11 protein-coding genes and 1 tRNA gene are annotated in these 12,982 nt (G+C 45.3%); 7 read left to right on the plus strand and 5 right to left on the minus strand.

The window, feature by feature from the left end:
* Positions 1-16: 16 nt before the first annotated feature.
* Complete coding sequence (gene fabF, locus B4G81_RS10160; protein ID WP_294082141.1) at positions 17-1,279, minus strand: beta-ketoacyl-ACP synthase II; 1,263 nt, start codon at positions 1,277-1,279, stop codon at positions 17-19.
* A gap of 9 nt (positions 1,280-1,288) precedes the next feature.
* Positions 1,289-1,525 (minus strand): acyl carrier protein, encoded by a 237-nt coding sequence (locus B4G81_RS10165; RefSeq protein WP_019539373.1) that lies wholly within the window; start codon positions 1,523-1,525, stop codon positions 1,289-1,291.
* 150 nt (positions 1,526-1,675) lie between these two features.
* Here B4G81_RS10165 and purN point away from each other — a divergent pair, with 150 nt between their 5' ends.
* The 3 genes from purN (at position 1,676) to B4G81_RS10180 (ending at position 2,837) form a co-directional block, all read left to right on the plus strand.
* Positions 1,676-2,308: a phosphoribosylglycinamide formyltransferase gene (gene purN / locus B4G81_RS10170; RefSeq protein ID WP_294082155.1), complete on the plus strand. Its 633-nt coding sequence runs from the start codon at positions 1,676-1,678 to the stop codon at positions 2,306-2,308.
* A gap of 51 nt (positions 2,309-2,359) precedes the next feature.
* Positions 2,360-2,441: transfer RNA gene (locus tag B4G81_RS10175), tRNA-Leu, on the plus strand.
* 177 nt (positions 2,442-2,618) lie between these two features.
* Positions 2,619-2,837 carry a hypothetical protein gene (locus B4G81_RS10180; protein ID WP_294082157.1) on the plus strand — a complete coding sequence of 73 codons (219 nt, stop codon included), beginning with the start codon at positions 2,619-2,621 and terminating at the stop codon, positions 2,835-2,837.
* On the opposite strand, the gene feoB is transcribed toward B4G81_RS10180, so the two are convergent.
* On the minus strand, positions 2,834-5,350 hold the full coding sequence (feoB, locus tag B4G81_RS10185; protein WP_294082159.1) for a ferrous iron transport protein B: 2,517 nt from the start codon (positions 5,348-5,350) through the stop codon (positions 2,834-2,836). The genes B4G81_RS10180 and feoB overlap by 4 nt on opposite strands.
* A 272-nt stretch (positions 5,351-5,622) precedes the next feature.
* Between feoB and fumC the strand changes: the two genes are divergently transcribed.
* Both fumC and rlmD read left to right on the plus strand, forming a co-directional pair.
* Positions 5,623-7,020 carry a class II fumarate hydratase gene (gene fumC, locus B4G81_RS10190; protein WP_294082161.1) on the plus strand — a complete coding sequence of 466 codons (1,398 nt, stop codon included), beginning with the start codon at positions 5,623-5,625 and terminating at the stop codon, positions 7,018-7,020.
* A 393-nt stretch (positions 7,021-7,413) separates the two neighbouring features.
* Positions 7,414-8,823, plus strand: a complete 1,410-nt coding sequence (rlmD, locus tag B4G81_RS10195; protein WP_294082163.1) for a 23S rRNA (uracil(1939)-C(5))-methyltransferase RlmD — start codon at positions 7,414-7,416, stop codon at positions 8,821-8,823.
* A 33-nt stretch (positions 8,824-8,856) separates the two neighbouring features.
* On the opposite strand, the gene B4G81_RS10200 is transcribed toward rlmD, so the two are convergent.
* The gene (locus B4G81_RS10200) at positions 8,857-9,771 is read right to left on the minus strand and encodes a TraB/GumN family protein (protein ID WP_294082165.1); all 915 of its coding nucleotides are present in this window, start codon (positions 9,769-9,771) and stop codon (positions 8,857-8,859) included.
* A complete protein-coding gene (locus B4G81_RS10205; RefSeq protein WP_294082167.1) occupies positions 9,768-10,058 on the minus strand; it encodes a hypothetical protein in 291 nt (96 codons plus the stop codon). Before B4G81_RS10205 ends, B4G81_RS10200 begins: the two co-directional genes overlap by 4 nt.
* Positions 10,059-10,350: 292 nt before the next feature.
* Between B4G81_RS10205 and spt the strand changes: the two genes are divergently transcribed.
* The gene (gene spt, locus B4G81_RS10210) at positions 10,351-11,544 is read left to right on the plus strand and encodes a serine palmitoyltransferase (RefSeq protein ID WP_294082169.1); all 1,194 of its coding nucleotides are present in this window, start codon (positions 10,351-10,353) and stop codon (positions 11,542-11,544) included.
* A 211-nt stretch (positions 11,545-11,755) separates the two neighbouring features.
* A partial coding sequence (gene guaB, locus B4G81_RS10215) for an IMP dehydrogenase (protein WP_294082170.1) occupies positions 11,756-12,982 on the plus strand: 1,227 nt, incomplete at its 3' end.

Genomic DNA, 12,982 nt, shown 5'->3' on the forward strand with positions numbered 1-12,982 from the left:
GAGTCTTCTTAACACACTATTTGTTGAATTGCTTGAGAATTACACTTGCGTTGTGTCCCCCAAAGCCAAAAGTATTAGATAACGCAGCTCTTATCTTCCTTTTTTGAGCTTTGTTGAATGTGAAATTCAGATTGTAATCAATTTCCGGATCGTTATCCCCTTCTTCATGGTTGATGGTCGGGGGAACTATCTGATCCCTTATTGCCAGAATAGTGAACATCGCTTCGAGAGCGCCGGCTCCTCCCAAAAGGTGACCGGTCATCGATTTGGTAGAACTGATGTTCAAATTATAGGCATGTTCACCAAATACATCGAGAATCGCTTTCACTTCCGAGATATCACCCACAGGGGTAGATGTGCCGTGTACGTTGATGTAATCGATCTCATCCGGATTTATTTCTGCATCTTCCAGTGCATTTCGCATTACCAGTTTAGCTCCTAACCCTTCGGGATGGGAAGCCGTGATGTGGTGTGCGTCAGCTGACATGCCTCCACCTACTACCTCTGCATAAATCTTTGCCCCGCGTGCCAGTGCATGCTCCAACTCCTCAAGGATGAGGCCTGTCCCGCCTTCCCCGATCACGAACCCGTCGCGGCTTGCGCTGAAAGGACGTGATGCTGTTTGCGGTGAGTCGTTGCGGGTGGATAGTGCGTGCATGGCGTTGAATCCTCCCACTGCCGAGGGACTGATTGTTGCTTCGGCACCACCTGTCACAATGGCATTGGCCTTGCCCAGACGAATAAGGTTGAATGCGTCGATAATAGCATTGGTAGAGGAAGCACAAGCCGACACGGTTGCATAGTTGGGACCTCTCAGTCCATAAATCATAGAGATATGGCCGGCAGCAATATCCGCTATCATTTTCGGAATGAAAAAGGGGTTGAATCGAGGCCCTTTGTCCATACTGGTATAATAATTACCCACTTCCTCTTCAAATGTCCTGATTCCTCCGATTCCGGCAGAAAAAATAACCCCGATACGGTCTACGTTCTCTTTTTCGAGATCGAGCCCCGAATCTTCCATCGCTTCTTTGGCTGCATGGACGGCAAGCTGGGCGTATCGGTCGTATTTTCTGGCCTCTTTGCGATCAAACAGATCACTCGGATCGAAATCTTTTACTTCGCAGGCGAACTGCGTTTTGAAAAGCGATGCATCAAAATGAGTAATAGGCCCGGCTCCACTCTTACCCGCCAATGCGTTGTCCCATGTGGTCTTCACGTCATTACCAAGGGGGGTAATCGCTCCCAGGCCTGTTACTACTACTCTTTTTAACTCCATAAAAATGGATTATTTTGCGTGTTGTTCTACGTAAGAAATGGCGTCACCAACCGTAGAGATTTTTTCTGCCTGATCGTCAGGAATTGAGATGTTGAATTCTTTTTCGAATTCCATGATCAATTCAACCGTATCAAGAGAGTCAGCTCCCAAATCATTAGTGAAGCTTGCAGTTTCTGTAACTTCAACTTCTTCAACACCTAATTTATCGACGATAATCGATTTTACTCTTTGTGCTACTTCAGACATAACTTTCGATATTAATTAATAAATAAAAAATTTATTCTTAAATTTGCGCTGCAAAGTAACACAATTTTTCTCTAATTGTGCAAACTTTTGCCCATTAAAATCAAGAAAAGTGCACAAATGGCGTTGTTTTGTGCAAAAAAACACCTTTTTATGACTCATATCGCGTTGTTTGCATCGGGAAGCGGAAGTAATGCAGAGAATATTGTCCGCTATTTTTCCGGAAAAGAAGATATATCCATCCCTCTTATCATTTCTAATAAGAGAGATGCGTATGTGCATGAACGTGCCAGTCGGCTAGGAATCCCTTCCTTTACTTTCACCAAGGCTGAGTTCGATGAGGGCTCGGGAATAATAGATTTACTGCGTTCATTTAGCGTAGACTATATTGTATTGGCGGGCTTTTTATTGAAAATATCACATCCGTTTCTTGCTACTTATCCCTCCAGGATTATCAACATTCATCCGGCCTTGTTGCCCAAATTCGGCGGCAAGGGGATGTATGGCGATCGGGTGCATCAGGCGGTTGTGGAGGCGGGAGAGAAAGTGTCGGGCATCACTATTCATTATATTGATGAGCATTATGACGAGGGAGATATTATTTTTCAGGCGACCTGTAAGGTAGCTGGAGATACTCCTGAAGAAGTGGCACGAAAGGTACATGCGTTGGAATATGCCTGCTTTCCAAAAGTAATAGAGGCTATTATACATGGAGAGGATCCCCGAAATTCTGTCTTTCCTGACGAAAGAGAAGATAGCAGAGGGTACCCTCCCCAAAAAAAATGATATGAAAAACATCTGGAAGTAAAATAAATCGTATCTTTGCACTTCGCTCTTGCGGCCGTGGCGTAATTGGTAGCCGCGCTAGACTTAGGATCTAGTGCCGAGAGGCGTGGGGGTTCGAGTCCCTTCGGCCGCACAGTAAATTAAGATTTGTAGGAAATCCCTGAAAGCAAAACTGCTTTTGGGGATTTTTTAGTGTACCGGTATTATCGGTCGAAATTTACTTGGCTTAATTCATTGGCAAAACGGTGAATGCCCGATTCAATTTTTCGGATAGTGCCGGGACGAAGTGTCTTTTGATAATATCCGGTCTATGCGGATAAGCCATTCATCTAGATTCGGTCGTAGCATCTTGCTTCTTTGGGATTGTGCATCCCGGACAGCTGCCACAGATAGAGTGATCCTTTTTGATGAAAAAGAAACGATAGACCCCCCGTGCGAGGACGATCCCCACGACGATGCCGATGATGATAACGATAAACAGTTGCAAATCCATATTTTTATAACAGTGGAATGGGCAAAAAGTTTTTAAATCAATAAGTTTCCAATCTGATATGTCAGAAATGCCACTAACCAGGCGAGGCCTGTGGAATAGAGCATGCTGAAGAGTGCCCATCTCCATGAGTGGGACTCCTCCTTGATAGCTACCACAGTTGCTATACAAGGGAAGTAAATCAGTACGAAAAGTAAAAATCCTGCCACTACGAGTGGGGTGAAGACAGGTGATCCGTCGGGATAAGACTCTGTTTTCAGCCGGTATTGTAACGACTGCTGATCGTCACTGTCGCCGGTATAAAGAACTCCCATGGTGCTGATGACGATTTCTTTAGCAGCCATTCCCGACAACAGACTCACCGATATCTTCCAGTCGAATCCGAGCGGACGCATCACCGGCTCGATAAATTTGCCAATATACCCGATATAGGAGTTCTCCTGATGGGTGGTATTGCGAAGGTGTTCTATCTCAGTGATGGCATCTTCTCTCTCATCGCCACTTATTTCGTTATTGTCGTATTGCGTGTCTACCAAGGCGATCTCATGGTCGAAGGTGGCATCCCTTTCTGTATTCCGGGGGAAATAGCCCAAGAACCAGATCACAATGGAGGCAATCAGGATGGGGCCTCCCATCTTACGCAGGTATTGGCTCGACCGGTCCCACATGTGGATAATGATCGATTTGCCGGTGGGCATGCGGTAAGGAGGAAGTTCCATTACAAAAGGGGTCTCGTCTTCTTTGAAGGCCGTTTTACGGAGTATCTTTGCCGTAAGTGCGGCTATCAGAATGCCAAAGGCATATAGTCCCAGCATCACCAGGCTCCCATATTTGGGTACAAAAGCACTGACAAAAAGGAGGTAGACCGGCAACCGCGCACTACACGACATGAAAGGCACAATGAACATGGTAATCATTCGGCTGCTCCTGCTCTCAATGGTGCGGGTAGCCATGATGGCCGGTACGTTACAGCCAAAACCCATAATGAGGGGGATGAACGATTTCCCGTGCAGGCCAATCCGATGCATCAGCTTGTCCATAATGAAAGCTGCCCGGGCCATATAACCCGAGTCTTCCATAAAAGCAATAAAGAGATATAATATGACAATATTGGGAAGAAAGACAATGACGCCGCCAACGCCGCCAATGATTCCATCTACGATCAATGCTTTCAAAGGACCTTCCTGCATGTTGTCCCTTACGAGGTTGCCCAATTGCTCCACCAGCCACTCGATCCCTTCCATCGGGTAGTTCCCCAACCGGAAAGTGGCTTCGAACATGATCCATAAGAACAGGAAAAAGAGAGGGAATCCGATGAATTTATGGGTGACGATAGCATCTAGTAATTTTGTTTTTTCGGAAGATTGGGTCTTTTCGGTAAGTGTTTCTTTTAAGCCGCCTGCGATAAAGCCATAACGGGCGTTAGTGAAGGCCGACTCGGGATCTTCACGGAGTAACCTCTCTATATAAGCACGTTCCTTATCCCTTCGACTGAAGATCTCCTCTTGCCGGGGCAAGGTGCGGACCCGTTTCTCAATATCTTTATCCCCTTCTAACAGCTTGACGCAGATATACCGTAGTGGCATGTCCCATGCAGCATATAGGGCAGGATCCACGTTTTTGAATTCCCTTTCCATAATGCCGATCGATTTCTCTACTACCCTTCCATAGGGGATTTGCACGTAATCAGACTCTTCCTGTTGATAAACCTCAATCACTTTTTCAAGCAGTTGAGGGATGCCTTCGCCCCTTTTCCCTACGGTGGGTACAATGGGAGTATTGATCAACAATCCGAATGTTTCATAATCGAATGTGCGGCCGCTCTCTTCCAGTTCGTCGTACATATTCAACGCGATCACTAACGGCACTTGCAGGTCGATAAGTTCTGTGGTGAGGTACAGGTTTCGTTCTGCTGCCGATGCCGATACTACGTTCACAATCACGTCCGGTTCTTCTTCAAGAAGGTGCTTCCGTACGTATAATTCTTCAGGGGTGTAGGCCGACAGTGAATAGGTACCGGGCAGGTCTACCAGCGTGAATTCGTAGCCCTTATGCCGCAAGGTACCTTCTTTTGAATTGACCGTCACACCGCCATAGTTACCCACATGCTCATGTGCTCCCGATGCTAGGTTAAAAAGAGTGGTCTTTCCGGAATTGGGATTACCCAGTAGGGCCACCTTTATTTTTTTATCGGTATGGCGGCTTTCATTTTTGTGGTGCAGTATGATGGGTGCTGTTGCGTTGTCGTGGTCAGCTGCCTCGTCTTGCAGGATATCCTTTTCTTCTGCTTGTCCCCTCCTGTATTGGGTATCGTACCACGCATCTTCCGCCAGCATTGATATTTCAATCATCACCGCCTCGCTTCGGCGTAAAGACACCTCATATTCCATGATCTCATACTTGATGGGATCTTTTAACGGAGCGTTCAGTATTGATTTGACTTCCTCTCCACGCACAAACCCCATTTCCAGTAGGCGTTTCCTGAAAGCCCCGCTGCCATTTACTTTTACGATGTATGCTTTTTGTCCTGTTTGTAGTTCTGAAAGACGCATTGATGATTGAATTCTTTGTTGAGTTTACAAAGATAAGTGTTTTTTGGCGGTTTATTTATATTGTTTCTAAATAATAACTCATGGCTGATACTTTAGTCCATATTTTCCGAACGGGTATGTTTCTCAATGCCGTTTTTTCTTTGTATTTTTGCAAACATATTGCGGTTAGGCTATTCGATCGCTTTTTCGGGAACCGGGGAATGTTAAATATACAAGGCATGCTATTAATAATACAATATTGAAAATTATATATAAATTAAAATCAGGAATTTATGGATTACAGAATTGAGAAGGATACATTAGGCGAGGTACAGGTCCCTGCAGACAAGCTATGGGGAGCACAGACCGAGCGTTCGCGTAACAATTTCAAGATTGGGACTCCCGCTTCCATGCCAAAGGAAATCATTTACGGGTTTGCTTACCTGAAAAAAGGAGCTGCGTACGCCAACCATGAACTGGGCGTATTATCAAAAGAGAAACGTGATTATATTGCGCAGGTATGCGATGAGATCCTCGAGGGTAAACTCGACAACCAGTTCCCGTTGGTTATCTGGCAGACAGGTTCGGGAACGCAGAGCAATATGAATGTGAACGAGGTGATCGCCAATCGCGCTCACCAACTGGCCGGAAAAACAATCGGAGAGGGTGAAAAAACCTTGCAACCCAACGATGATGTGAACAAGTCGCAATCGTCGAACGATACTTTCCCCACCGGCATGCATATCGCTTGCTACAAGAAGATCGTGGAAGTAACGCTTCCGGGATTGCGCCAATTACAAAAAGCGCTGGCTGCCAAATCAAAAGAAATGGAGGATGTGGTGAAGATCGGGCGCACCCACCTTATGGATGCTACACCTCTTACTTTGGGACAGGAATTCAGCGGGTATGCAGCTCAGGTGGAATATGGCATTAAGGCTATTGAACATACATTGCCGCACCTGGCTGAACTTGCTCTCGGAGGAACTGCCGTGGGAACGGGATTGAATACTCCCAAGAACTACGATGTAACGGTGGCACGCTATATTTCCGAATTTACCGGTCTTCCATTTATAACGGCACCGAATAAATTTGAAGCGCTTGCTTCTCATGATGCGGTGGTAGAAACACACGGGGCATTGAAACAGGTAGCCGTCTCACTCAATAAAATCGCCAATGATATCCGTCTGCTGGCCTCAGGTCCGAGAAGTGGTATCGGTGAGATTATCATTCCCGCCAACGAACCGGGATCGTCTATTATGCCCGGAAAAGTGAATCCCACCCAATGCGAAGCACTTACCATGGTATGTGCCCAGGTGATTGGTAATGATATGGCTATTGCCGTGGGCGGTATGCAAGGCCATTTCGAACTAAACGTGTTCAAGCCGGTGATGGCTGCCAACTTCCTGCAGAGTGCACAATTGCTGGGTGATGCTGCTGTATCGTTCGATATTCATTGTGTGTCGGGTATCGAGCCGAACAAACCACGCATCAAGGAGTTGCTTAACAATTCATTGATGCTGGTGACAGCGTTGAATACCAAAATCGGTTATTATAAAGCTGCTGAAATAGCCAATGCAGCCCATAAGAATGGTACGACACTTAAAGAAGAAGCCGTTCGTTTGGGATATGTCTCCGCAGAAGATTTCGACAAATGGGTACGTCCCGAAGATATGATCAAGTCATTGGATTGATATAAGTGTTGATTGTATGCGGCGATCAATCATACAAGAGAGCGTGTCATACATTTGTGTATGACGCGCTCTCTTTCGAGTGTCCGTTTGATTAATTCTTGTGAAGAGGGTTCATCTTCGATAATCAGTATTTTCATATTTTAGCTGAAAGTTAGAAATCAGAAGTCACTCAGGGTTCTAACCGCTTTTCCACCTTCCGAAAACAAATAACGATATGATTTCTGAATTAAATCTGAAGATCGCTATTACGCTATATTTGTAACTTATTTTCTACATTTAGTTCTCCTCTTTATTTTTTTAATCCCTCGTTTCATCCGGATTACTTTTTTATCTTTGTGGAAGAAAGAGTGCGCTCGCCTTTCGCTATCTTTGTGTTCCAAAATAAATGAAAAAATGACGAGAAAAAGGAAACAACTTCCTTTATTGGAAAATCTATTGATTACTGATGTGGCCGCTGAGGGTAAAGCGATTGCCAAGGTAGACGGCATGGCTGTTTTTATCCCTTTCGCAGCACCCGGAGATGTGGTAGATGTCCAGCTAACCCGGAAAAAGAATAGCTATGCTGAGGGTAAAGTCGTGCGATTTGAAAAATATTCCGAAAACAGGACGGAACCTTTTTGCGCCCATTTTGGTGTCTGCGGCGGTTGTAAATGGCAGATGTTGCCTTATGAAGTACAATTACAGCATAAACAACGACAGGTAGCAGATAATCTTGAGCGGATAGGGAAAATTGAACTGGAGGGCTTTAACCCCATATTGGGTGCACCACGCTCTACCTTCTACCGGAATAAGTTGGAATTTACTTTTTCAAATAAGAAGTGGCTGACCGAAACTCAAATTACCGGCGGTGAGACATTCGATAATATGAATGCACTGGGTTTTCATATTCCGGGAATGTTCGATAAAGTGTTGGATATTGATAAATGCTGGCTGCAAGATCATCTCTCCAACCAGATCCGGAATGTGGTTCGGGAGTTCTGCCTTGAAAACGATTATCCTTTTTTCGACCTGCGCAACCAGAATGGTCTGATGCGTACACTTATTATCCGTAACAGTTCTATTGGCGAATGGATGGTGATTGTGGTCTTTTATGATGATGACCGGGAGAGAAGGGAGAATTTGATGCATTTTATTGCCGGGAAATTTCCGCAGATCACTTCATTGCTTTATATTGTCAACCAAAAAGCGAACGATACGATAACCGATCAGGAGGTGATCACCTGGAGCGGCCGTGATTATATCTATGAGGAAATGGAGGGCCTGAAGTTCAAGATCGGTCCCAAATCGTTTTTCCAGACAAATAGCGAACAGGCTTATAACTTGTATAAAGTAGCCCGTGACTTTGCTCGATTGTCGGGACGGGAGACGGTGTATGATCTATATACCGGTACCGGAAGTATAGCCAACTTCGTGGCGGGGAATGCCAAAAAAGTTGTCGGAATAGAATATGTGCCGGAAGCTATTCTGGATGCACAGGAGAATTCCCGCCTGAATGGAATTGACAATACGCTTTTTTTTGCGGGGGATATGAAAGATATACTTACTGCCGATTTTATTATCCAACACGGGCATCCCGATGTGATTATCACCGATCCGCCCCGTGCCGGCATGCATAATGATGTGATTGGTGTAATTCTTCTTGCTGCACCGGAACGGATTGTGTATGTGAGTTGTAATCCGGCCACACAGGCACGGGACCTCAGCTTGCTTTACAGTAAGTACAGGGTCACACAGATACAACCGGTAGATATGTTCCCCCACACGCATCACGTGGAGAATGTGGTACTGCTGGAGAAAAGATGACCGGATGTGCCTATTACTGAACGCGGCGCTTACTTATGGGGTGACCGTCTCCACATTATAGCCCTGCTTACGTAATCCTTCAATCAGCCCTTCCTCACCCGGAAGATGCAGGCAGCCGACGGCAATAAAAGAGGATTTTTCTTTCATGATAGCCGGCAGTTTTTCTAACCATGTCCGGTTACGGTTACCATTCAGCAGATTCTTTTCCTCGTCCGTGGAAGGGCAGGGATCATCCGGAGTTTCCTCTTCATATAATTCACGGAGGGCATGGATATCCTGAGCATGATAGGCAATCTGCAGTTTATCCATTTGCTCTTTTAACATCTCAGGATGTTTTACCATACAGATTAACAGTTCCACCTGACGCTCCGGTGACTGTGAATTCAGCAATACTTCGATCTGGTCCTCAGCCGTTTCCAATCCCACTACGGGACGTGAACGATTGAGGGCCTCTTCCTGAAAGTAATAGTCGATATTCTGAGTAGAAGCTACCGACGGGTAATATTGTTGATAAAGGGAGATGGAGATCAGGTTCGACAGCATGGCCGGTTTGAGTTGTTCCAATTGGTCGAGCCCGACGCCTATTACCGCCCGGAGCATACTGTCCAGCAGCACAGCATCTTCGGACGAAAGCAATGTCGCATAAGTTACTCCCGGTGGCATCATGGCTTCGCTCATGATTTTCATCTGCATTTCTGTCAGATTGCCCATATCGAGTTCACCCACCGTTTGTTCCGTCTCGTTGAAAACCTCTTTGATTCCGGGAATGCTGTCAAGAAAGGAGACAGGGACAAGGTGGTGGGTTCCGAAAAGATAGGAAGGCTGCTCCAGTCCGTTTCCCGATATTTTCCACAACAGGGAATTCCCCTTTTCGGTTGATGCTCCGGGAGAACAGGAAAGCAATAGGCATATCGCAGTGATAGCAATAAAATTTTTTTTATAATTCATATAGTTATTTTTTGTGTTTCTTTTCCGATACCCAGGAAATCGAATAAGAACCAGAAGATCGTAAAGGATGGTATCACATCGGTAGCAGGTAATAGCTCTTCGATAAAAGTGATAAGGGAGGTATATTTCCCTCTTTTCTCCCCGAACATCTTGTAACTGACAGAGGCGGCTATGGGTGCCCATATCACATCCAGAAACGGGCCTACAACCGGAATTACTATAGAAAACATGCCCACGGCATCCAGCAGTATGCACTTGATCAGTTTCTTATATTTGTTATCCATCATTTTGCTTTGTACTTAACAGGGTAAAAGTAAAATAAAATTTTGGAGTTTGAGCCTTTTTTTTGTAAAAGGTTTATCGAGCTAAATAAAAAGAGGAGCAAATATTAACCTTACTTCTGGGATTTTAAATTAATTGCTATCTTTGCAAATTGAATGCGTTTTATAAAAGCAGGTATTTGGCGGCGCATTCCATATATTGCAATTGACACATACCATATCCGGAAACAAGCTTATTTGAGTTTGGGAGAGGTGCGAAGGGAGTGTATGGTTTGCATATTCTTTAAACTTTTTTCAGATGAATCTTTTAAGGGAAAAAATGATGAAATATGATGCGCCGCAGCGGGCAAAAGCAGCGGGCATCTACCCCTATTTCCGGGCTATTGAAAGCGACCAGGATACCGAGGTAATCATTAACGGCAAAAAAGTGTTGATGTTTGGCTCGAATGCTTATCTGGGGTTGACTAATCATCCGAAAGTAAAAGAAGCGGCTATCGCAGCTACCAAAAAATATGGAACCGGAATGGCAGGTTCACGTTTCCTGAACGGAACCCTTGATATTCATATCGAGTTGGAACGGAAACTGGCTAACTTTATGAATAAGGATGAAGCTATAGTTTTTTCTACCGGCTTCACTGTCAACGAAGGGGTATTGGGGTGTCTCACCGGCAGGGAAGACTTTATCATCTGGGATGAAAGGGACCATGCATCTATCATAGAAGGCCTTCGTACTTCTTACTCCACGAAATTCAAATTCCGGCATAATGATATGGCGCATTTGGAGAAGCAGTTGAAGCGTTGTGACCAGGGAAAGGTGAAGCTGATTGTGGTGGATGGCGTATTCAGTATGGAAGGGGATTTGGCCAATCTGCCCGAGATCGTGAGGCTGGCGAAGAAGTATAATGCCAGTATCATGGTGGATGAGGCGCATAGTTTAGGAGTGTTGGGACATAAATACACCGGCCGGGGGGTGTGTGATCATTTTGGATTGCTCAATGATGTAGATTTGGTGATGGGGACCTTTAGTAAATCATTGGCATCTATCGGAGGTTTTGTAGCAGGTGATTATCCTGTTATCAACTATCTTCGTCACAATGCCCGTACAAATATATTCAGTGCGAGTATTACTCCTGCTGCCACTGCAGCCGCATCAGCTGCACTGGACATCCTGAAGGCAGAGCCCGAACGGGTGAAGAATCTGTGGGAACTTACTCACTATGCGATCAACCAATTTAAGGAGAGAGGCTTTGAGCTAGGCCCCACCGCAACTCCTATCTTGCCGCTTTATGTGCGGGATAACGACAAAACGTTTCTCGTGACCAAACTTTTATTTGAAGAAGGAATATTTGTCAATCCGGTAGTCTCTCCGGCAGTCTCTCCGGGCGATACGCTTATCCGTTACTCTCTGATGGCAACCCATACAAGGAAACAGATCGACTATTCAGTGGAACATATTACCCAGGTATTTAAAAATCTGGGTATTTTACAATAAATCGATCCACCACGATGTATTTTATATACGGTGGCGGACCTTTTCCTTTATAGATACGCAAGGAAAAAGGATTACTCCAGGTATGGTTAAGTAGTTCATTATTCGTTTCGGGAAATTAAGACAGATTGTCATGAAAATTAACATTCATAACCGGATTAGTTCGTGAAAAATACTTACTTTTGTATGCAATAAAAATTTAGAGTGAAAACTTATGTCATTTATTGCAGATAAAATTATTATGGAAGGGTTGACGTTTGACGACCTTTTGTTAGTCCCCGCTTATTCGGAGGTACTCCCCAAGAATGTAGATCTCTCTACGCAGTTTTCCAGAAATATATCGCTTAATATTCCCATGGTGTCGGCTGCCATGGATACGGTTACCGAGACCACGATGGCTATTGCCATCGCCCGGGAAGGAGGCATTGGTGTGATCCATAAGAATATGAGTATTGCACAACAGGCCAAGCAGGTACGGGCAGTAAAACGTGCGGAGAATGGTATGATTCTGAATCCTATCAGTATTACGCCTGATAAAAAAGTGGCAGACGCATTGGCCATGATGTCGGAGTTCAAGATAGGAGGAATTCCTGTGGTGGATAGCGACAATAGTCTGGTGGGTATAGTCACCAACCGTGATCTCCGCTTCGAGAAGTCGATGGAGAAGCAGATCAGGGATGTGATGACGAAGGAAAATCTTGTTACTACCCATCAGACCTCCAATCTCGAAGATGCCGCGGAAATCCTGCAGCAGCATAAGATTGAGAAATTACCAGTGGTCGACTCCAACAATAAGTTGATTGGCTTGATTACTTATAAAGATATCACTAAAGCAAAGGATAAGCCGTTTGCTTGTAAAGATGCACAGGGAAGGCTGCGTGTGGCTGCAGGGATCGGTGTGACACAGGATTCGATTGAGCGTGCCACCGCACTCATTGAAGCAGGTGTGGATGCGATTGTAATAGATACCGCGCATGGACATTCCAAAGGGGTGGGAGAGATGCTTCGATTGGTAAAGAAGACCTTCCCCGATATTGACGTGGTCGTAGGTAATATCGCTACCGCCGATGCAGCCCGGTTTTTAGTCGATGCCGGCGCCGATGCGGTAAAGGTAGGTATCGGTCCGGGATCGATTTGTACCACTCGTGTAATCGCCGGGGTTGGAGTGCCCCAGTTATCGGCTATTTATGAAGTGGGAACTGCCTTGAAAGGTACGGGAGTTCCCCTGATTGCAGATGGAGGGTTGCGCTATTCGGGAGATATAGTGAAAGCGTTGGCAGCAGGGGGCTCTTCGGTAATGATGGGATCATTGCTTGCCGGTACGGAAGAATCGCCGGGTGAAACTATTATCTTTAATGGTCGTAAGTTTAAGTCTTACCGTGGCATGGGTTCTCTCTCTGCCATGCAGCAAGGTTCGAAAGACCGTTATTTCCAGGATGTG

It is taken from the genome of Proteiniphilum sp. UBA5384 (assembly GCF_002410825.1).
In the GTDB taxonomy this organism is placed as follows: Bacteria; Bacteroidota; Bacteroidia; order Bacteroidales; family Dysgonomonadaceae; genus Proteiniphilum.

Bases quoted from the DNA above. Each gene is read 5' to 3' on its own strand.
- feoB (WP_294082159.1), bottom strand. From the start codon at position 5,350: ATGCGTCTTTCAGAACTACAAACAGGACAAAAAGCATACATCGTAAAA.
- B4G81_RS10180 (WP_294082157.1), top strand. From the start codon at position 2,619: ATGCGGATAAGCCATTCATCTAGATTCGGTCGTAGCATCTTGCTTCTT.
- purN (WP_294082155.1), top strand. From the start codon at position 1,676: ATGACTCATATCGCGTTGTTTGCATCGGGAAGCGGAAGTAATGCAGAG.
- rlmD (WP_294082163.1), top strand. From the start codon at position 7,414: ATGACGAGAAAAAGGAAACAACTTCCTTTATTGGAAAATCTATTGATT.
- spt (WP_294082169.1), top strand. From the start codon at position 10,351: ATGAATCTTTTAAGGGAAAAAATGATGAAATATGATGCGCCGCAGCGG.
- B4G81_RS10165 (WP_019539373.1), bottom strand. From the start codon at position 1,525: ATGTCTGAAGTAGCACAAAGAGTAAAATCGATTATCGTCGATAAATTA.
- fabF (WP_294082141.1), bottom strand. From the start codon at position 1,279: ATGGAGTTAAAAAGAGTAGTAGTAACAGGCCTGGGAGCGATTACCCCC.
- fumC (WP_294082161.1), top strand. From the start codon at position 5,623: ATGGATTACAGAATTGAGAAGGATACATTAGGCGAGGTACAGGTCCCT.
- B4G81_RS10205 (WP_294082167.1), bottom strand. From the start codon at position 10,058: ATGATGGATAACAAATATAAGAAACTGATCAAGTGCATACTGCTGGAT.
- B4G81_RS10200 (WP_294082165.1), bottom strand. From the start codon at position 9,771: ATGAATTATAAAAAAAATTTTATTGCTATCACTGCGATATGCCTATTG.